21 protein-coding genes are annotated in these 19,359 nt (G+C 45.0%); 15 read left to right on the forward strand and 6 right to left on the reverse strand.

Annotation, left to right across the window (positions count from 1 at the left end; translation table 11 throughout):
• The first annotated feature begins 302 nt into the window (after positions 1-302).
• From MKZ13_RS09480 to MKZ13_RS09515, 8 genes are all read left to right on the forward strand, one after another.
• Positions 303-1,571 carry a sulfotransferase gene (locus MKZ13_RS09480; protein ID WP_339183569.1) on the forward strand — a complete coding sequence of 423 codons (1,269 nt, stop codon included), beginning with the start codon at positions 303-305 and terminating at the stop codon, positions 1,569-1,571.
• A complete protein-coding gene (locus MKZ13_RS09485) occupies positions 1,568-3,499 on the forward strand; it encodes an asparagine synthase-related protein (RefSeq protein WP_339183571.1) in 1,932 nt (643 codons plus the stop codon). The genes MKZ13_RS09480 and MKZ13_RS09485 overlap by 4 nt, the downstream gene beginning before the upstream one ends.
• Before the next feature lie 29 nt (positions 3,500-3,528).
• Entirely contained in the window at positions 3,529-3,666 is a 138-nt protein-coding gene (locus MKZ13_RS09490) for a paeninodin family lasso peptide (protein ID WP_174806426.1), read from the forward strand.
• A 139-nt stretch (positions 3,667-3,805) separates the two neighbouring features.
• A complete protein-coding gene (locus MKZ13_RS09495) occupies positions 3,806-4,750 on the forward strand; it encodes an aldolase (protein WP_339183573.1) in 945 nt (314 codons plus the stop codon).
• Positions 4,747-5,046: a lasso peptide biosynthesis PqqD family chaperone gene (locus MKZ13_RS09500; RefSeq protein ID WP_017689560.1), complete on the forward strand. Its 300-nt coding sequence runs from the start codon at positions 4,747-4,749 to the stop codon at positions 5,044-5,046. The genes MKZ13_RS09495 and MKZ13_RS09500 overlap by 4 nt, the downstream gene beginning before the upstream one ends.
• A 4-nt stretch (positions 5,047-5,050) precedes the next feature.
• Entirely contained in the window at positions 5,051-5,533 is a 483-nt protein-coding gene (locus MKZ13_RS09505) for a lasso peptide biosynthesis B2 protein (RefSeq protein WP_339183575.1), read from the forward strand.
• Positions 5,523-6,719, forward strand: a complete 1,197-nt coding sequence (locus MKZ13_RS09510; protein WP_339183577.1) for a nucleotidyltransferase family protein — start codon at positions 5,523-5,525, stop codon at positions 6,717-6,719. Before MKZ13_RS09505 ends, MKZ13_RS09510 begins: the two co-directional genes overlap by 11 nt.
• Positions 6,719-8,536: an ABC transporter ATP-binding protein gene (locus tag MKZ13_RS09515; RefSeq protein WP_221823524.1), complete on the forward strand. Its 1,818-nt coding sequence runs from the start codon at positions 6,719-6,721 to the stop codon at positions 8,534-8,536. The genes MKZ13_RS09510 and MKZ13_RS09515 overlap by 1 nt, the downstream gene beginning before the upstream one ends.
• A gap of 167 nt (positions 8,537-8,703) precedes the next feature.
• Here MKZ13_RS09515 and cysC read toward each other — a convergent pair whose 3' ends face one another.
• Positions 8,704-9,342: an adenylyl-sulfate kinase gene (gene cysC, locus MKZ13_RS09520; RefSeq protein WP_339183579.1), complete on the reverse strand. Its 639-nt coding sequence runs from the start codon at positions 9,340-9,342 to the stop codon at positions 8,704-8,706.
• Between the two features lie 207 nt (positions 9,343-9,549).
• Between cysC and MKZ13_RS09525 the strand changes: the two genes are divergently transcribed.
• On the forward strand, positions 9,550-9,960 hold the full coding sequence (locus MKZ13_RS09525; RefSeq protein WP_339183581.1) for a hypothetical protein: 411 nt from the start codon (positions 9,550-9,552) through the stop codon (positions 9,958-9,960).
• Positions 9,961-10,057: 97 nt separating this feature from the next.
• On the forward strand, positions 10,058-10,837 hold the full coding sequence (pdaA, locus tag MKZ13_RS09530; protein ID WP_339183583.1) for a delta-lactam-biosynthetic de-N-acetylase: 780 nt from the start codon (positions 10,058-10,060) through the stop codon (positions 10,835-10,837).
• 199 nt (positions 10,838-11,036) lie between these two features.
• On the opposite strand, the gene MKZ13_RS09535 is transcribed toward pdaA, so the two are convergent.
• Positions 11,037-11,885 (reverse strand): DegV family protein, encoded by an 849-nt coding sequence (locus tag MKZ13_RS09535; RefSeq protein ID WP_339183585.1) that lies wholly within the window; start codon positions 11,883-11,885, stop codon positions 11,037-11,039.
• Between the two features lie 106 nt (positions 11,886-11,991).
• The gene (locus MKZ13_RS09540) at positions 11,992-12,462 is read right to left on the reverse strand and encodes a hypothetical protein (protein ID WP_339183587.1); all 471 of its coding nucleotides are present in this window, start codon (positions 12,460-12,462) and stop codon (positions 11,992-11,994) included.
• Between the two features lie 332 nt (positions 12,463-12,794).
• Here MKZ13_RS09540 and MKZ13_RS09545 point away from each other — a divergent pair, with 332 nt between their 5' ends.
• The gene (locus MKZ13_RS09545) at positions 12,795-13,181 is read left to right on the forward strand and encodes a DUF423 domain-containing protein (RefSeq protein WP_017689551.1); all 387 of its coding nucleotides are present in this window, start codon (positions 12,795-12,797) and stop codon (positions 13,179-13,181) included.
• A 123-nt stretch (positions 13,182-13,304) separates the two neighbouring features.
• On the opposite strand, the gene MKZ13_RS09550 is transcribed toward MKZ13_RS09545, so the two are convergent.
• Entirely contained in the window at positions 13,305-13,877 is a 573-nt protein-coding gene (locus MKZ13_RS09550) for a hypothetical protein (RefSeq protein WP_339183589.1), read from the reverse strand.
• 588 nt (positions 13,878-14,465) lie between these two features.
• Between MKZ13_RS09550 and MKZ13_RS09555 the strand changes: the two genes are divergently transcribed.
• The 4 genes from MKZ13_RS09555 to MKZ13_RS09570 all read left to right on the forward strand — a co-directional run bounded on the left by MKZ13_RS09555 (position 14,466) and on the right by MKZ13_RS09570 (position 16,873).
• Positions 14,466-14,726, forward strand: coding sequence for a hypothetical protein (locus MKZ13_RS09555; RefSeq protein WP_339183591.1), 261 nt, complete (start codon positions 14,466-14,468; stop codon positions 14,724-14,726).
• 139 nt (positions 14,727-14,865) lie between these two features.
• Positions 14,866-15,066, forward strand: coding sequence for a hypothetical protein (locus tag MKZ13_RS09560; RefSeq protein WP_339185372.1), 201 nt, complete (start codon positions 14,866-14,868; stop codon positions 15,064-15,066).
• A gap of 322 nt (positions 15,067-15,388) precedes the next feature.
• A complete protein-coding gene (locus MKZ13_RS09565; protein ID WP_339183594.1) occupies positions 15,389-16,150 on the forward strand; it encodes a hypothetical protein in 762 nt (253 codons plus the stop codon).
• 420 nt (positions 16,151-16,570) lie between these two features.
• Entirely contained in the window at positions 16,571-16,873 is a 303-nt protein-coding gene (locus MKZ13_RS09570; protein ID WP_339183597.1) for a DUF1805 domain-containing protein, read from the forward strand.
• A 108-nt stretch (positions 16,874-16,981) separates the two neighbouring features.
• Here the strand turns inward: MKZ13_RS09570 and mtnA are convergent, their stop codons facing one another.
• Entirely contained in the window at positions 16,982-18,055 is a 1,074-nt protein-coding gene (gene mtnA / locus MKZ13_RS09575; protein ID WP_036609936.1) for an S-methyl-5-thioribose-1-phosphate isomerase, read from the reverse strand.
• 24 nt (positions 18,056-18,079) lie between these two features.
• Positions 18,080-19,297, reverse strand: a complete 1,218-nt coding sequence (gene mtnK / locus MKZ13_RS09580; RefSeq protein ID WP_339185373.1) for an S-methyl-5-thioribose kinase — start codon at positions 19,295-19,297, stop codon at positions 18,080-18,082.
• Positions 19,298-19,359: the final 62 nt, after the last annotated feature.

Below are 19,359 nucleotides of genomic sequence, written 5' to 3' on the forward strand. Positions count from 1 at the left end.
TGAATAAGTGCTTAAACGACAGACAGCAGAATACAGTGAAAGAGTAAGAATTTATGAAAAGGTGAAAATAAAAGATTGACATGATACATTTTGTATCATAGAGTAAAACTATAAATACATATTGTATCTGAGAGTTGTCGAAAGAATATGTGTATTTGCATCACTCTCGGGTAAGGTTCCGACGGAATGTTGCAAAATACTGACCTAATAGTTTGCGTAGTATTCGTTTTGCCAAACACAAAAGTAGAGTCTGGTCTATCCCGGCTGCATGCTTAATTTATTGAACAGAGGAGAGGCTGCCATTGATCGACGCTCAAGGTAACGGACTTGTTTTCTTACTATGTGTTCCCCGCAGTGGTAGTTCATTATCCACAGTCATGCTGCAAAATCACAGTCGTATATTCGCCACCCAGGAAATGTGGTTTCTGATGAGTCTTGTCGATCTGCCAAAAACCGATTCACGCGCTTATGGTGGCAGCTCCATCATGCGTCAGTTCTACAATGCCATGGTATCCGAGGATGTCTTCGAAAAGGCGTGCAGAAGTTTTGCTCTTGAGATCTACAATGGATTCCTGGAAGGGAGCGGAGCAGACTTCGTCGTTGATAAATCTCCGCGTTATTATTATATGCTAGAATGGCTGGATCGTCTGTTCCCACAGTCCAAGCGCATTCATCTCCAGCGTAATCCTCTGGCCATAGCAGCATCATTCAAAAAGGTAAACCGTCATACAGGTGAAGGATTCGACCTGACTCATAGTTTGCAGAGCTCCAAATTAAATATGAAATCTGTAGATCTCACACTGGGTATGCTCCGCTTGAATGATTATTTTGCCGAACCACATTCCAATGCGTATGAATTGCAATATGAACGAATGGTTTCCAATCCCAAGGAAGAACTTGAAAAACTATGCGCGTTTCTGGGAATTCCATATGAACAGGGTATGGAGCAGTATGGACAGTTTCTGGACAGTGCCAAGTCTGACATGTTCTACAGTATGGGCGTGGGTGATCCATTCCTTTCTTCCCATCAAGAGGCACATCAGGGTTCTGTTAACAACTGGAAAAACATATTAGAACCACATGAAGTTGAACTGTATTGTCGTGTGATGGGAGCGGATCTGTTCCATCGGATGGGGTACAGTGACCAGTTGGCAGAAGCCGAACAATGGACGGGTGTTCGTTATGAAGCAAGTCCGGATCAAGAGGTCATCGAGCGAATTACGCATCAGTTGATTACAGCGACCGGTTGCGACTGGCAGCAGCACTATCGGATGCAGCCAGCTGATTCTCTCGTCCATGATTCCCATGAAAATCGGAATGATTCAGCTCTCGAAGAACCGGAAAAGATAGATCCCACACTGGCTGCACTGGCAACGATCAGACAGCTGCAGGCCGCACTACGGGCGGCAGATCATCGTCTGGAACGAGGATACAGTGAGCGAGAACGTTTGAAAGTCCAGCTGGCTTCTGCTCAAAGCAAAATACAGCGTATCAAATCATGGGTACCATTTGGTCACCAGATCAGCGCTTGGGCTTCACAGCGCAAGATTCTACGGGGAGGCAAGTCATGAGCGCCATAGCAGGAATTGTACACAACGATGGTCAGCAGGCGCTATGGGAAGACAGCTGGCGTCTGTACGCAAGCCTGGGGCATGTCCCTGCGGATACAACAGGGGTGTGGAAAGGCAATGAGGCGTTCCTTAGCTGTCACGCCCAATGGATTACACCGGAATCGGTTAGCGAGAAGTTGCCTCTATATGATGAGGAAAGTGGTCTGACCATCACGGCAGATGCCATTCTGGATAACCGGGAACAACTGGCAGATCAATTACAGATATCCAGAGCTGAGCTGGCGATGTTATCGGATAGTGAATTGATCTTGCGTGCCTATCAGCGCTGGGGGGAAGATGTAGCTGTCCGATTGCTGGGGGATTTTGTATTCGCGATATGGGATGAGCGGAATCGAAAACTGTATGCAGCGAGAGACATTACAGGCATGAGAGCTTTTTATTACCGACATGATGGCTCACGTTTTGCTTTCTGCACACTCATGAATCCGTTGCTTGGGCTTGAAGGGGTACATAAAGAACTTGATGAGACCTGGCTGTCCGAATTCCTTGCCATTCCTGACATGCATGATTCAGCAGATATCAATTCAACCGTATATCGGGGAATAAGCCAGCTGCCTTCCGCACATACACTTGTTTTCCGGGATGGGAGACTGGAGCTGAAGCAATATCATCGCTGGAATGAAGTCGAACCTCTAAGGCTGAAATCCGATGGTGAGTATGTAGAAGCGTTTCGGGAGGTCTTTGGGCAGGCGGTTGGATCACGATTGCGAACGCACAGGCAGGTGGCTGCTGCTTTAAGTGGCGGACTGGACTCGGGAGCCGTGGTTGGTTTTGCTTCCGGAACACTGAGAAGTCAGGGCAAACGGCTACAGGCCTATAGTTATGTTCCCGTACCGGATTTCACAGATTATACGTCGAAAACGTTGCTCGCAGACGAACGACCCTTCATACGTTCAACCATTAATCATGTCGGCAATATCACAGAGAACTACCTTGATTTTGAAGGCAGAAGTCCACTCAGTGAAGTAGATACCTGGCTCGACATTATGGAAATGCCTTATAAATACTTTGAAAATTCATTCTGGATTCGCGGATTCTATGAAAAAGCGAGCCAGCAAGATGCAGGCGTCCTGCTCACAGGCGCACGTGGTAATTTCACCATCTCCTGGGGACCGGCTCTGGATTATTACGCCAGTCTACTGAAAAGTGGCCGCTGGTACCGCTGGTTCCGTGAGATGCAGCAGTACAGTGAACGCACCGGCATGCCTTTCTCCCGTATAGCCAAGATCACCGGGAAAAAGGCATATCCGGATTGGTTCAAGGCTCAGTCCAAAGGAGCCAGCCAGGCCGCTTCTGTACAGTTGATCCATCCTGATTTTGCTCAAAGAACAGGTGTACTGGAAAGACTCAAATCCATTATTGTTCTGCAGGGCGGTGCCCAGGCTGATGCACTCAAAGTACGTGCCGAGAAATTCAATAACCTGGCCATTGCGAACAAAAACGGTGCTGTAGCTACAAAATGTTCTCTGCGTTACCGCGCTTGGGAACGTGATCCGACAAGTGATGCCAGAGTCATCCGGTTCTGTCTGTCCGTTCCGATTGAACAATATGTGAAACAAGGGACGGATCGTTCATTGATTCGCCGGGCTACCTCACCGGAGTTGCCTGACAAGGTCAGACTGAATCAACGGGTACGGGGGGTACAACCGGCGGATTGGCTGCATCGCATCATTCCGAATTGGGATGCTTTTACTGCCGAGTTGCGTGCCTTGTGTTCTGATAGCAAGGTTGCTGGCATATTAAACACGGAGCGTATCAAGTCTGCCCTGGCCAATTTCCCCAGTCCAAGACCTGAACTTGCTTCGCATCCAGATCTGCGATTGATGATGCATAGTCTGATCGTCTATCGGTTCATTCGAAAATTCTGAATGAGGGCACATGAAAGGAGGTGAATACGATGCAAATGGAAAAAAAGGAATGGCAAGCACCAGCTCTTGAAGTGTTGGAAGTCAATCAAACTATGGCCGGTACTGGCTACAGACAAATTGACTGGATCACGGTTCACGACGCGGATCTGTACGATCCAACTTCCTAAGTTGTTTAGTTTTATGAAGTGTCATCATACTTAAAGGGCGGAAATGCAACAAATCCAGATTTTCGCCTCCGCCCTTATATTGAGCAACATGAATATAAGGGCTTTTTTTTACATTTTATTACGAAGGAGGCGTCGTTCATTGTTGCCTGTGCACTATGTGGCGTATGGTCTGCGCTGGTCGAGCCAAACTCGAATGCCTGAACTACAGATCGCACCCAAGGATGCGGAGAGTGATTTTGACGTGGATGTGCACATCGAGTCTTCAGATCTGATCCCATTGTGGGAGGATTGGAATGTAGGCAACGACAACTTTGTGGCACGAGAGGGCAGTCTTTTTTTCAAAATCGAAGATACAGGTCTGTTTCTAATGGAACAAGGAAAGCGCATTGTTGTATCCCCCATACCGGGTGCAGATGAGAGAAAGGTCAGATTGTTCATCCTGGGCACATGTATGGCGGTCATTATGATGCAGCGTGGCATTCTTCCATTGCATGGCAGTGCAGTTGTTATTGATGGCTGGGCTTACGCATTTGTCGGACATTCGGGGGCAGGTAAATCGACGTTGTCGGCTGCACTGGCATCACGCGGATATCCACTTCTCACCGATGATGTTGTTGCACTGACCTGGGATGCCGGAGGAAGAGCTATTGTATCACCTGGTTACCCGCAACAGAAGTTATGGCAGCCCAGTCTGGACGGTTTCGGTATGAAGGAGCAGGATTATGCAACGGTTCATGCGGAGATTACAAAGTATGCGATACCTGTTCAGCACTATTTTCATGAGATGGCCGTACCACTAGGTGGAATATTCGAACTTGCTCCACAACCGGAGGAAAACCATACTTCTGTTCAACTGGTTGAAGTGACGGGGCTAGAACGATTGCATCTGTTATGCTCGCATACGTTCCGCGGTGGACTCGTTGCAAGACAGGGGCTGGCACAGTGGCTGTTCGAGACGGCTTCAAGACTTTCAGCAAGTGTGGAGATTGGCAGATTGGTCAGAACGGGTGCTGAGTTTACAGCATTTGAGATGGTGGATCGGATCACAGATCATATACGTAAAGGAGTGCATACAGGACAATGACAGCGACTACACCGATGAATGTGGAAGACCGGGTAACCCGGAAGGAAGGCAATCTGGTCAGTGATATGGGCAGTGAGAAAGTTATGATGAGCATTAGCTCTGGAAAATACTATAACCTCGGGAGTACCGGTGGACGAATCTGGGATCTGATCGCAGAAGAACGCACGCTGGGTGAAGTTGTTGAGGTACTTGCTGCGGAGTACGAGATTGAGCCAGATGTATGTCGTGAGCAGGTGGTGCAATTCCTGGAACATCTGTCCCGTGAAGGTTTAATCGACGTTACTCGCGGAGTGTAGAATGATGTTGCGAAAAATAAAGGCTTATCTCGCGCTCCCGCGGTCGATGCGGCGACTGGTATGGGAGGCCTATATGCTCCTTGGCTGGGCACGCATACAGAAGGCTATGCCATTTGCCAAAATCGCGCCAGGGCTGGGTACGCCTATGGTAGAAACACCGATGACAGGACTCGAACGCAGCGAGGTCATCACTATACGGAATATTTCCAAAGCAATTTCGCTCGCCAGTAAATATACGTTATGGGAAAGCCGCTGCCTTGTAATGGCGATTGCCGGGATGAAGATGCTTGAGCGACGCAAGATAGAGAGTACGTTATACATGGGGACTGCACGGAATAAGCAAGGACATATGATGGCTCATGCCTGGCTGCGAAGTGGTAAATTGATCGTGACCGGAGCTGATACTATGGACCAATATACGGTTGTCGGTGTGTTTGGCAAACGGTGTCCGGAGAAGGGATCTGGGGAGATTGTCTATGATACATGAAAGTGAACTCTATTCATCAGGGTTTCCGAAGGAGCTTAAGCTGATTTTGAGCATGATTAGAGGTGATCTGACGGCTCTATCCCCTGAAGAACTCAAGGCAGGTTTGCAAGGAACGGATTGGCAGCTCTTTCTGCGGCTTGTCTATCATCACCGCTTATACTCTGTCCTTTATTTGAAAATGAAAGAATTGAACTCTGCAATCATTCCTGCAGATGTTATGGAGAGTCTGAGACAACAATACACGGTCAATACGTTCCGCATGTTACATCTGACAGCTGAGACGGAGCAGGTGTGTGGCGCTTTTCGTGAACGCGGCATCCGCAATATTACACTCAAGGGACCAGCGCTCGCCCATGATCTCTATGGCGATGTATCCATGCGAACCTCCAAAGACTTGGATATCCTGATTCCGTTCGATGATGTGGAAGCGGCTGAAGGAATTCTGGCTACTCTCGGATACGTATCCAAGGAAAGGGAGCGTGCACCTACGGTGCGCAGCTGGAAATGGCGGGAACATCATATCTGTTATACCCATCCGGTCAAAAAGACTCAAGTGGAGATCCATTGGCGTCTGAATCCGGATTCGGGCAAAGAAACCGATTTTGAATTGCTGTGGAAACGCAGCCGGTTCAGTTCATACACACAGACACCTGTCCGTATGCTTGAACAAGAAGACCTGTGGGCTTATCTCGTAACCCATGGTGCACGACACGGCTGGTTCAGACTGCGCTGGTTACTGGATATCGACCAGATGATCCGCAGCATGCCACTTGATGTGAAGAAAGTGGAAAGACGTCTGAAAGCGGAGGGGCGTTTATCCATCGGTTCACAGGCTCTTTATCTGGCCTCGGAGCTGCTGAATACGCCGCTGGATGTAGAGTACAGGTCCTTAATGTCCTTGAGTGACCGTACAGGCAAGCGATTAGCCAATGAAGGCGCAAAGTTCATGAACGACATGCTGGAAAGTCCGGCTGATATGAAGTCTTATCAATCATATCTGTTTAAACTTCGAAGTACCAAACAGAAATGGTTTTTCTTTATCGAACGTTTATATCCAAGTACATGGGATGTGGATCAATTGCCGCTTCCGCGTTCTTTGTTTTTTCTGTACTTTCCGTTACGTCCGTTTCTCTGGTTCTGGCGGCGAATTAAAAGGTATACGGTGACGGAAAGGGGTAAAGTATGATCTCGGAATTAAGATATTTCATGCGAAAGTTGCATCATGTCACGGGGCCCATTTTATATTGGAATCTGCTAGGGATGATCTGTATCAGTCTCATGGAAGGGATCGGTATCTACATGCTTGTTCCGATGCTGAGTCTGATTGGCATATTTGAGATGGGCTCCACAGGCTTAAACATTCCCTGGCTTGGAGACGTATTGAATCGTTTTTCTGAAAATAGCCAATTGTTACTCGTATTGTTCACCTTTGTATTGATTGTCTCCGGACAGGCCTGGATGCAGCGTCTCCAGACGATCCGTAATACGCGAATCCAGCAGCAATTTGTACGCACGCTGCGCATGGAAACCTATGGTGCCATTATTATGGCGCAATGGTCATTTTTTCTCCAAAAACGAAAATCCGATTTTAACCATATATTAACGACTGAACTTGCACGTGTGAGTCAGGGAACGAGCATTATGCTGCAAATGGCAGCCTCTCTGATCTTTACGGGCATTCAGATCGGTCTCGCTTTCTGGTTATCCGCCAAGTTGACGGCACTTGTGCTGTTCTGTGGATTGTTATTATTTTTTGTCTTGAGAAAATTCGTCAAGCGGGCCAAGCAGATCGGAGACCAGACCTCTGAATATTCGCAAAGTTATTATAACGGCATTACCGAGCATTTTAACGGCATTAAGGATATTAAAAGCAACATGCTTGAGCGCTCACACATGAACTGGTTTGAGCGCATGTGCAGACAGATAGAACGCAATGTCATTCAATTTAGTCAATTGAACAGTGGAACACAGTTGATTCACCGGATGTCCGCGGCAATCATTATTGCGGCATTCATCTATCTTTCTCTCCGTGTAATGACGGTGCCTCCAGCAAGTCTGCTGCTCATCATCCTTATCTTTTCCCGCTTATGGCCAAGATTTACGGCGATTCAGTCCAATCTGGAGTACATCAGCTCCATGCTGCCTGCGTTTCGGGTAGTCAGAGAACTGCAAGCGCAGACGGCGAAGAGTCGTGAGATTAGTGCAGAGATTGCTTCGGCAGGAGACGTTGGAACTGATGGGATTCAACCTATGGAGCTGAAGGAATCTATCACGTGTGAGGATGTCTGCTATCGCTATGAGGGAAGTGATGCTTACTCATTGAGAAATGTGCAAGCTTCGATTCCAGCAAGGGGTATGACCGCAATTGTAGGTAAATCTGGAGCAGGCAAGAGCACGCTGATAGATCTGATTATGGGCCTTGTGAGACCTGAAACTGGTCGTATTCTGATTGACGGTGTGCCTCTGTCAGAAGAACGCTTATTAAGCTGGCGAAGTTCCATCGGATATGTCTCCCAGGACCCATTCCTGTTTCATACGAGTATTCGTGAGAATCTGCGTCTGGTTGATCCAAATGCAAGTGAAGAACAGATGTGGCAGGCTTTACAGTTTTCCTCCTCTGCGGCTTTTGTGAGAAAGTTGCCTCAGGGTCTGGATACGATCATTGGTGATCGGGGTATTCGGTTATCCGGGGGCGAACGTCAGCGATTGGTGCTTGCCCGGGCCATGTTGCGTAATCCTTCTGTATTGGTACTGGACGAAGCAACAAGTGCGCTGGACAGTGAGAATGAACAGTACATTCATGAGGCCTTAGAACGGTTAAAAGGACATGTGACCATTATCGTGATTGCACACCGATTGTCCACAATTCGGACGGCAGATCGTGTAATTGTGCTCGATGAAGGTCGGGTGATTCAAGAGGGTGGATATCAACAGTTATCTACTGATCCGGTAGGGACGTTCAGCAAGCTTTTGAACATGCAGGCGGGTGTTGTGGGACAGTAAGAGGGTAGATAGCAGAATCCATTCCAAAATTAAAAGCCGAGTATGGGACATATGTATCTGCTTCTGTTCATTCATATATTTATTGAATAATCAGGCACGACACACGTAAAGAGGCGCGCCACGATGGGCGCGCCCTTTATGTAGGTGGTTCGTATATTGAGCATGGATTAATGAACAACGGCTGTTTTCGTAGGAAGCGGCAGCTGTAGAGCACCGATCTGCTCCAAATGTTGTATGATCTCTTGTACAGCTTCCTCAATGGACCATTGTTCCGTATCGATGATGACTGAAGGTGATTTGGGTACATCATAGGGGGCGGAAATGCCTGTAAAATGCGGGATGTCACCGTTGCGGGCTTTTTTGTATAGACCCTTGGGATCACGACGCTCACATTCTTCAATTGAACAGCGCACATAGATTTCAATGAAATCATCCGGTTCGAATAATTGTCTAACCATCTCCCGATCCTGTTCATGAGGAGAGATAAAAGCCGAAAGTACAAACAACCCGGCATCTACCATTAACTTCGATACTTCCCCAATTCGGCGCAGATTTTCTTGACGATCCGCAGCTGTAAAACCAAGATCGCGGTTCAGTCCATGACGTACATTATCCCCATCCAGAACATAACAGCTTACGCCTTGTTCATAGAGATATTGCTCCAGGGCAAATGCAAGGGATGACTTTCCTGCACCTGATAATCCGGTAAACCATATGGCACGACTACGGTGCCCATTATGCTTCTCCCGGTCTTGTCTGTTGATGCTGGATGATTGCCAGGTTATATTGCGCTCTTCCTTCGACATGAGTATCCCGCCTTTTCCCTACCATGATATGTATAATATTTTAACATATTTACAAGATTATAGCACCTTACAGATTTCTTCAAAATAAGCGTGAATCGACAAAATATCGGGTATAGATGTAGTACATACATAAGCATTATGCATATATCCAAGGAGTATTTTGAATCGAATGATGCAAAATGCTCACATCGCAGGAGGAACAATGTCATGAACGAAAACATACAAAACATACAAGTTGGGTTCAAATGCCCGGATTGCCAGCAGGATATCCGAGCGGAATTTATAGATGAACAGGTCAGCACGGTTCGTTGTAAAGGTTGTGACAGAGCGTATACACTTCTGAAGCCAACCATTGGTGATGAGATTCTACTGGATTGGGAACAGGAGGCTTTGTATCACAAGCTGAGGGCAGAGCGGTCTGAACTGGATAATCACAATATGTCGGCCTTGATTATCAAAGTTATCGAGTTGCTTACATGGCGTGATCGGGGAGATGGACAGACCCGTGCCATACAGACCGTGAGGGAATGGCTTGCTTCCAGTGGCAAACCTCAGACCTTACTTGAATTGTTCCATCAATCTCCGCCACAAGCTGAAAATAAACATTTCGATCGTTGATGATTTACATACATTAGCCGTTCCTGTGGCATATTATCTGAAGGTATTCGTGTGTGCAAACGACTAACCGAATTTTTCAGGAACAGGAGCGGATAGAATGAAGCGAATGGTTCTATATATACTGTTGGGACTGTTGTCCATCAGTATGGTACCGGCACAGACTGAAGCATCACCGGTTACCGGAGCGTATCACTTTGGATTCAAAAAAAGTCAAAACGGTCAACTGCCCTCCATTGATCAGGAAGGCTTTAAGTCGATCTTACAACATAACGATGCCATTTTCCTGGGGGATACAAAACAGAAGGAATTGTATCTCACGTTTGATAACGGGTATGAGAATGGATTTACACCTGCCATACTGGATGTTTTGCGTACCAAGAAGGTACCAGCTGCTTTCTTTGTGACAGGTCATTATCTGAAAGATCAGCCTGAGTTGGTCAAACGTATGGCGGCAGAAGGTCATATTGTCGGTAATCATTCATGGAGTCATCCGGATATGACCCGCATCTCCAATGAAAAGCTTAGAGAGGAACTCGATAAGGTCAAGTCGGAGGTCAATCGGCTGACGGGTCAACAAGCGACCTTTTTACGGCCACCGCGGGGGATTTTTAACAATCGTACGCTTGCAGAGAGCCATGCCCAAGGGTATGTGAACGTGTTCTGGTCTGTTGCTTATAAAGATTGGGATACCAATGTGCAGCGTGGCGCACAATATGCTCATCAACAGGTGTTGAAACAACTCCATCCAGGCGCTGTCATTTTGCTTCATTCGGTATCCAAAGATAACACGGAAGCTCTGGGTTCCATCATTGATGAGGCTCGCAAGCAAGGATATGTATTCAAAAGTCTGGATGATCTGCGGACCAAAAGTTATTGATCCATTATCATAATGAGCAATGGACCAAATGTAGGTCATTCAAAAGTTTAGCAATAATATTAAAGGGCATCCTGAGCGATTAAGCTCGGACTGCCCTTTTTAGTTATAACGGTATGTCAGTCCAAGTATTGGATGTACCAAATACAGATCTAGAAGAAAGGATTGGATTGGGTAATATGATACGATGTAGCGTGTAATACTATAAAACAGTACTATAGATGATTCCAATTGTTTTTGGGCCGCAGTGACTGCATACTACACAACCAGCAGTGGTTAGTTCCACACGGGCACCCGTTTGTTCCTGCAAAGACTTCTGCAAGTCAAGCGCATCCTCTTCAGCCATAGTGTGCACAACAATCAGCAGGTCTGGATCGATCTGATCCTTCTGGCTGAGCGTATTATTCAGCATTTGTTCCAGAGCTTTCTCCCGTTTGCCGCGCACTTTATAGGCAGGTGCCATCTTGCCATCCGTTACCCGGATGACAGGACGAATTTTCAACAGGCTTCCAATCAGGTTCTGCATGCCCGAACAGCGTCCACCTTTATGCAGATACTCTAGTGTATCGATGACAAACTCCGTGCGTACATTTGTTTTCATCGCCTCAATCAGGTGTGTAATCTGAGTCAGGTTTTGCCCTTTATCAGCAGCATGTACAGCTTTCATCACCATGAGTGCAATTCCTGATGAGAGATTCTGTGAGTCAATGACCGATATTCGACCTTCCGGGAACTCGGAACTCGCTAGTCGTGCATTTTGATAGGTAGAGGAAAGTTCAGAAGATAAGCTGATATATAAAATCTCATCCCCTTGATCTATGTAAGGTTGAAATGCCGTTATGAAATCAGCGGGGGAAGGTGCAGCTGTTTTGGGAAGATGCCCATCTTGGCTGACACGTTCATATAGCTGTTCAGGCTTAATCTCAGCACCGTCTTTCAGTGATTCTTCACCGAACACGACATATAAGGGAATGATACCGATATCGTGCTGCTGGATCCATTCTGGAGCCAGATCACTTGTGCTGTCCGCAAAAATTTTGATTCGTGACATGTCAATCTCCTTTGAAAACAATGATTTTGGCAAAAAAATATAGATTATACTTATGTGTAAACCCATTCATTTTAATTATAAGGAAACATGACGCTGATGCAAAGCGTTACATCAGCGTCATGCCTACCAAGATAAGTCCAACGAATAACAGAATCATGATCCCATTTAATAGGGTTCCGATAATGGCAAAAACTTTCTTTCGATTCTTGAGGACAAGACCAATAATTCCGACGATGACTCCGGCCAGATTGAGAATCAGGCAGACCAGAATGGCTAATGAAGCCAGAACCACTGCTGGATGCAAGGCGATCTCTTCTGTCTGCAACGGGGTGAGAACTCCGATGGACTCGTTTACAGCCATGGTGGCAATAAAGAATATCAGGATATAACCCAAGATTGCAACCAATCCAATGACAAAGCTGGCGATCCCAGGTCCGGAATGTTTCAGTGGTGGCATTGGTTGCCTGTCATGATCTGGCGGGTATGCTTCATACCCATTGTTATTGTATGGATCTGCCTGCCCAGAATTCTGATCCGTGTTGTTATAACCTGAATTATAGGAATCGCGATTATCCATAATGTTGACTTGCCTCCCTTAATCATCGTACTGAGTGTTATTAACCTAATCGATGAGTAATGATTAGCTTCATCCCATCTTCTCGATACTGAAAACCAATCTTTTTGAACTTGCACTTAAAATACAACGATTACATACCTGTTTACTTTTCCATAAATATCGGTAAAAATCAAGGATTTACGCTTGTTTCCTACAATTTATAGGGCAGGGATAGAATTGTTAAGTATAAAGAGACATATGATCTTTGAAGCTCCGTCCCGACTGGTAAAGGAGGAGTGGATTCGCTACAATAATAGGAGTGAATTGTAGTTGAATTAAGGGAGAGAACTTATATGCAACGAAGATGGATGATGCTTGGAGCTGTAATGACCATGTTATCGGTGGCGATTGGAGCGTTTGGTGCTCACATGCTCAAGGATACGATTGGGCCGGCGGCCATAGCTACATATGAGACAGGTGTGCAATATCACATGATTCATGCATTGGCTTTGCTCATTATTGGCTTGACGGCTGGTCAACTTGGGGCATCGACAAAACTGAAGTGGGCAGCGCGTCTGTTGTTTATCGGAATTATTGTGTTCTCGGGCAGCTTGTATGTGCTTAGTATTTCTGGCATCAAGATTCTGGGTGCCATCACACCGATTGGTGGGGTAGCCTTCATTGCCGGATGGTTGTTATTGGCATTAGATGTATGGCAGCGAGGTAAGGATCGCTCCTGAACGGTCCAAACAAATCTCGGAGGGTTCAATCCTACATGAACCATAGAACTAAAAAGCAACTTGCGTTAGAATGTCCTGTCATTCTAACGCAAGTTGCTTTTTGTTTTAATCCGATGAAGTTAGTTACAGAAACTCATCGATTTCATTGGTTCGGAATGTATACACCTGTTTTTCATCAACATGGTATATGCTCACAATACTGGTATCTCGATCAAAATTCAGAATACGGCAAGGAATGCTCTGATGTTTACCGTTCTTGTTATTGACAACAATACGGGTGAGTTTATTCTCTTTAATGAGTGTGTCAATCCACGCGTCAAACGAGTTTCCATCGGATACATTGGATGTTTGGGTGGCAGGCTTTTTCTCGCTAACCAGTTTTTCTTGTTGATTCTGTGTTTTGACTGGAGCAGGTGAGGCAGGTGTCTGAGCTGCAGTGGACGCCTTCTGTGCTGCGTTGGCTTTTTTGCGTTCGTTGTGAAGTGTGACGAAAGAGTCCTTCTTGGACTGGAGTGTCGCTTCAATAATTTTGCCTAGCTCTATGCCGGATTGAATCCGAAAGTCCGCAATTTGTTCTTCATTGTTTATGAACTCCAACAGGGACTGCAGTGCCAATGCATTTGAGCGGCTCTTAATAAGTATATCGACATTAAATAAAAAGCCGATGTCCTCTTGATTGGATAAGGTTTCTTTCATTCATCCCAGCCCCGTTAAAAAGTATGTCAGCTCAAAAAAACGCTTCAATTCACTATATCATTAAAAAGGAAATTATCATAGTGCTAGAGACGCAGAAATATGCTGATTAGAATGGGGAAATATCACAATTAAACCTTATTATTCACGTCTTTTCGAAGTTGTCCACAAGACAATCCAGAATGAGGAAACAACATTCGTGACCAGTGGAACAGGAGGTGGATCGGGAAATTTGTTGACCGATGCAGTCTATTATTGTTGGAGAGCGCGTATTGGCATGTGCGGAGCAACTTATCGTATCTCATTTTGGAGTAGAGTCGTAAAGTGTGGTACATGTAAATAATAAACTGTATGAGACAACATTCATTAGTTTTCAAAAGTGCTTAAAGGGAGTTGAGAATGCTAAAAGAAATCAATTTTGACTGTATTTTATGACGAACCCCTTAAAGGCTGTGCTTTTGCTTAACTTCCCTTTATTATGTTGATCTCCAATAAGCTCATGTCCATCCCTAAGCATCTGTACTTTATTGTGTAACAGTCGTCTTCTCGTTATGATACAATGTGTTCATCACACATTAAGGAATGAAGACCATGCATCAAGAGGACAGTGTATTTGAACATATTATGAAGCAGAAAAGATTGAAGCCTGTCAAGCCTGAAACTACAAAAGTTCAAGTTAAACCAATACATAAAAAGAAACTAGCTCAGCAGCCATTAAGTGAATTGGATGTCCAGTTTAAAAAGTCTGTAGCTAAATCAATAGATCGAAGTGTACTTCATAGACGTGTACTGGGAATTAGAAGAGAGTTAACGGAGATAAGGCGATTAAAGAATGATGAGCATACGTTTTAAGGTAGGGCCACTTTGACTCACCTTAGGTGAGGGGTCTTTTTTATTGGTGTTTATTCCCTGCTTAAGGAGTCGCAAATGGAATGGAGGATAATCCAGTAACATAAATACTCAAAGTGTGCAGAAGGATATTGGAATGGTAATGACGCTCCCAAGAGACTATACAGAAGTATGGAAGATTGAAGTTGTAATCCAAGATATCTTTACGGAGGTTTGCAGACGTGCCCGGAAAAAGGGATTGATGGGTAGTATAGTCACTTCAATAATTTCTCTCAAGAAGGCAAAGGTAAGTAAAAGAAGCATTCAACTAACTTTTATCTACTTCGGTATTTTGTGTTCATAGATGTGTATTTATAAAAAACATATCTTTGGGTGAAAGTAAGAAAAACTATCTTTAGACTATAAAATCGAAAGGGAGACCAGAGATAATTATCTCAGAGATCTCCCTTATTCTTTATGCAGATTCAACGAAGAAATATAAAATTCCCATAACGACCATTATAGCTACTATAACTATTACAATCCACATAAATCCATTTTTTTTCAAGTTATCATCACCTTTTGAGAATATTTAGAATAACTGTTTCAAATTTCCTAATTAATGGTAACATATTAATATCACCTTGCCTATACTACTATATAACCAATTGAAGGGAATTGATTCAATGTTAAGGAAATTATCAAAAGTTTCGCTCTTACTAGTTCTAGTAACAACGTTATTTGCATCTACGGCATTAGCAAATGCTTCATCTGAACCAGTAGAATATACTGCTGAGGAATATGTGAATTATTTAAATCAACTTATTAGTGAGGGAGATACAGAAGCTATTGAGACTTTGGAACAGTTTACCAACTTAGTGCCTTCCAAGCAAAATGCTTTCCTGAACTTTATCGCTTCAGAAGATTATGTAAATGCGATAGGTGATATGTTATCTGGTAAGGAGGGTTCATTATATGAAGACAAGTATAAGGAAATTTTTATTGAAGTAGAGACTACCACAATAGAAGATAGTCAAGCAAATCAATTTTCAACGAATGCTTTAGCCGCACAAGCCAATCAACATGCATCAGTTAGCCGCTCTGTTAAATTAGCAGCTTTTGGCATTGATACAACTACTATCACTCTGACAGTCAGTTGGGAGCACAATGGAAGCGTGGCAGTAAAACCTCTTCAAGTTATACAAGGTCATACGAATAAAAATCCATTATATTTTTTGAGCGAAACATCAAACAATAGTCCGGGTTTCATTTCTGAGGGCTACTTCAATGCATCGGGCACTTGGACTATGAGAGCAACAGGGGCTGCTGGCTTTTTAAGCGATACATTAGGAATAAATATTAAAGCTTCAACTCCATCGCATAGATATTATTCTTTCACTACCAGTCATTCTAATATGACACCTACCAATGGTTGGGTAGCGTTTTAATACTATTTTTTAAAATGGCATTGTGATAAATGCAAGGGGATTATTGATCCCCTTGTTAAATTACAGAAAAAAATTTAAAAAGTAACATGTAAAATAAACTGAATAAATTTAAGATGATAAATTGCAACTGCCTTGTTACCCTATAAGTACATACAGTGAAGGCGCTTATAATTGCGTCTATTTTAACGTTAGCCAGTGAGTACGTGAAACGCGCAAACAAAAAAACGCATATTGGACATTAAGTGAATTAATACTATTAAAGAATATTTCTACTATCTAAGTCTGCGAAAAGATTTACCAACAGTATATTTGAACTGTAAGTACCCACATTTTCTCAAACACGGCAGGTGTCCACACGACAATCCAGAATGAGGCATACAATTATCGTGACCTGTGGAAGAGGAGGTGGATCGGGAAATTATGGTGACGATGGAGCCCATTGTAGTTGGAGAGCATGTATTGGTTGGGGTGGAAGTCAAGCTGCCCAAAACGACATTACTGACGATTAACACATCCAAAGGATATATCATGTGCGGAGCACTCGACGTGGGATTACTTAATGAGAAGCTCGGGGATCGCAAAATTATTGCGGCTCGGGCGGTTGGAGTGCGTACACTGGAGCAATTGTTGCATGCACCTATGGAATCGGTGACAACAGAAGCCGAGGCCATGGGCATTACGGTTGGCATGACGGGTGTAGAGGCTTTGTTGAAAATGGTCTAATTACTAACAAAAGGGCTCCCCATGTGGGAAGCCCTTCTTTAACGTCGTAATGCAGAGCCTGGCACATCGTAGCTCCTACCTCTATACAAACGAACGCTTTTCATTAAATTAAGCTTCTTCCTTCGCGAACAAGGCAGCCAGGTTTTCTTGGAAAGGTGCGCGAACAACGCCTTTTTCCGTGATAATAGCTGTTACATATTCGTTAGGCGTTACGTCAAATGCTGGATTGTATACTTTGACACCTTGCGGTGCTGTACGTTTGCCAAATCCTTCGGTCACTTCCTCCGCAGCACGTTCCTCAATTGGAATCAGGTCGCCGGATGGAGTGGACAAGTCGATAGTCGACAATGGACTTGCTACATAGAACGGAATATTGTGAGCCTTGGCAAGCACAGCCACACTGTATGTTCCGATTTTGTTAGCTACGTCACCATTCGCTGCAACGCGATCTGTTCCGACGATAACCGCTTGAATCCAACCTTTGGACATGACCATACCTGCCATGTTATCACAGAGCAGCGTAACATCAATGCCGGCTTGTTGTAACTCAAATGCAGTCAGGCGTGCACCCTGAAGTACGGGACGAGTTTCATCTGCAAATACTTTCAGGTGAATACCACGTTCCTGTGCGAGATACATTGGAGCGGTTGCCGTACCATATTTCGCAGTAGCCAGTCCACCTGCATTACAGTGAGTGAGTACACCCATACCATCTTCGAACAATGGCAGTGCATTCTCGCCGATCATGCGGCATACTTCTTCGTCTTCCTTCTGAATCAACAGAGCTTCTACTTCAAGAGCATCATTGCCCTCATCCAGGCTCAGGCCGGATTCAACGACCTCATTTGCTTTTTGCATCATGCGATCCAGTGCCCAGAAAAGGTTCACCGCTGTTGGTCGGGAAGTAGCCAGATGAGCACATATGGATTTTACGTGATCCAACCAACCTTGAACGGTTGTTCCGTCATATGATTTGGCACCCAATACAACACCAAATGCAGCAGCAATACCAATCGCCGGAGCACCGCGTACTTTCATGGAGTGGATGGATTCCCATACTTCCTCGGGTGTATACAGTTTCAACATGAGGATCGTTTCGGGCAACAGACGCTGGTCAAGCATCTCAAGCTTGTCCTTTTTCCAGATAAGAGAGGACAGAGGCTGATATTCAGGGGTTGTCATAGGGGGTTCCCTCCGTTCCTTATGTTAAGCCTTAGTAGTAGTAACAGCTGTGGATACAATATCCAGTACTTCGCCGATGGTATTCAAGCGACGATTGTTCTTGATCAATGCTTTACCAATCGACAACGCTTTACGCTGAGCATGTTCACGTTCAGTCGCATTTGGAATCGTATCTATATCCGCCACGTGAGCGAGTCCCACGATACGACGAACCATTTTGGCACCTGCAAAGCCGATCGAATCTCTGAACAATTGTTGCACATACAGATCTTGATAGCCTGGTGTTTTTGCCATCGGATCAACGAGGTCATTAACCCAGAGGGCACGGAAACGAGATTCGAATTCAGTCCATACATCACGAACCATATTCAGCAAAAGCGTCTCACGCTCACGCAAAGCAGTCTCATCCTGAATCCATCCTGGCAGGGATGCGTAATTCAAGAGCAGGTTCGCAAGGACTGCACCAACATCGAATCCCATGGGGCCGTAATATGCAAATTCGGGATCGATGACCTTGGTTGTTTCAGGTGTAACAAAAATACTGCCTGTATGCAGATCTCCATGAAGCAGTGCCTGTCCGTGTGTCAGGAATTTTTCCCGCAGCAAGGCCACTTCAAGGTGAAGCTCTCCATCTGTACGAAGGGCTTCAGCCTCGTCTTCAATGGAAACATCATAATTATTTTTCTCGGCGATCCGGTAGGGTTCATCAAAGATCAGATCCTCCGTTATTTTACATTGGTCCGGATTAATGAATCTGCCCTGTTGTTCCTTCTTCAATTGCTGATCCATGCCCAAGTCGGATGTGAAGAACAGCGTTCTTGCCATGAATTCCCCAATATGCTGTGCAAAAAGAGGATAGGAAACACCTTCGATCAGGCCTTTGCGCATGATCACATGATCACTCAGATCTTCCATAACTGTTAACGCAAGGTCATCATCGTAATGATACACTTCGGGTACCATCCCTGGACACAGTCGATACTCTTCCTGAAGAATCTCACGTTCAATGCGGGCACGTACCAGAGAGAGCGGCCATGATTCTCCAACCACTTTCGCATAAGGAAGCGCCTGTTTGATAATGATACTTTTATCGGAGTTCTGATCCGTGATGTGGAATACCAAATTCAGATTGCCGTCGCCGATCTCGTGACAATCCAGATTTGCATCTGCCGCAAATGGACCCGGTAATGTTCTGGCCAGTTCAATTGCATCTTGGGGGGTAAACGGGCGATATTGGGACAAGGGTGCCACCTCCATATATATGAAGAAACAGGAAAACCCACTTCTTTGCTTGGTATATGTCA

Origin of the sequence: Paenibacillus sp. FSL R5-0701 (assembly GCF_037973995.1) — a bacterium.
Lineage (GTDB): Bacteria > Bacillota > Bacilli > Paenibacillales > Paenibacillaceae > Paenibacillus.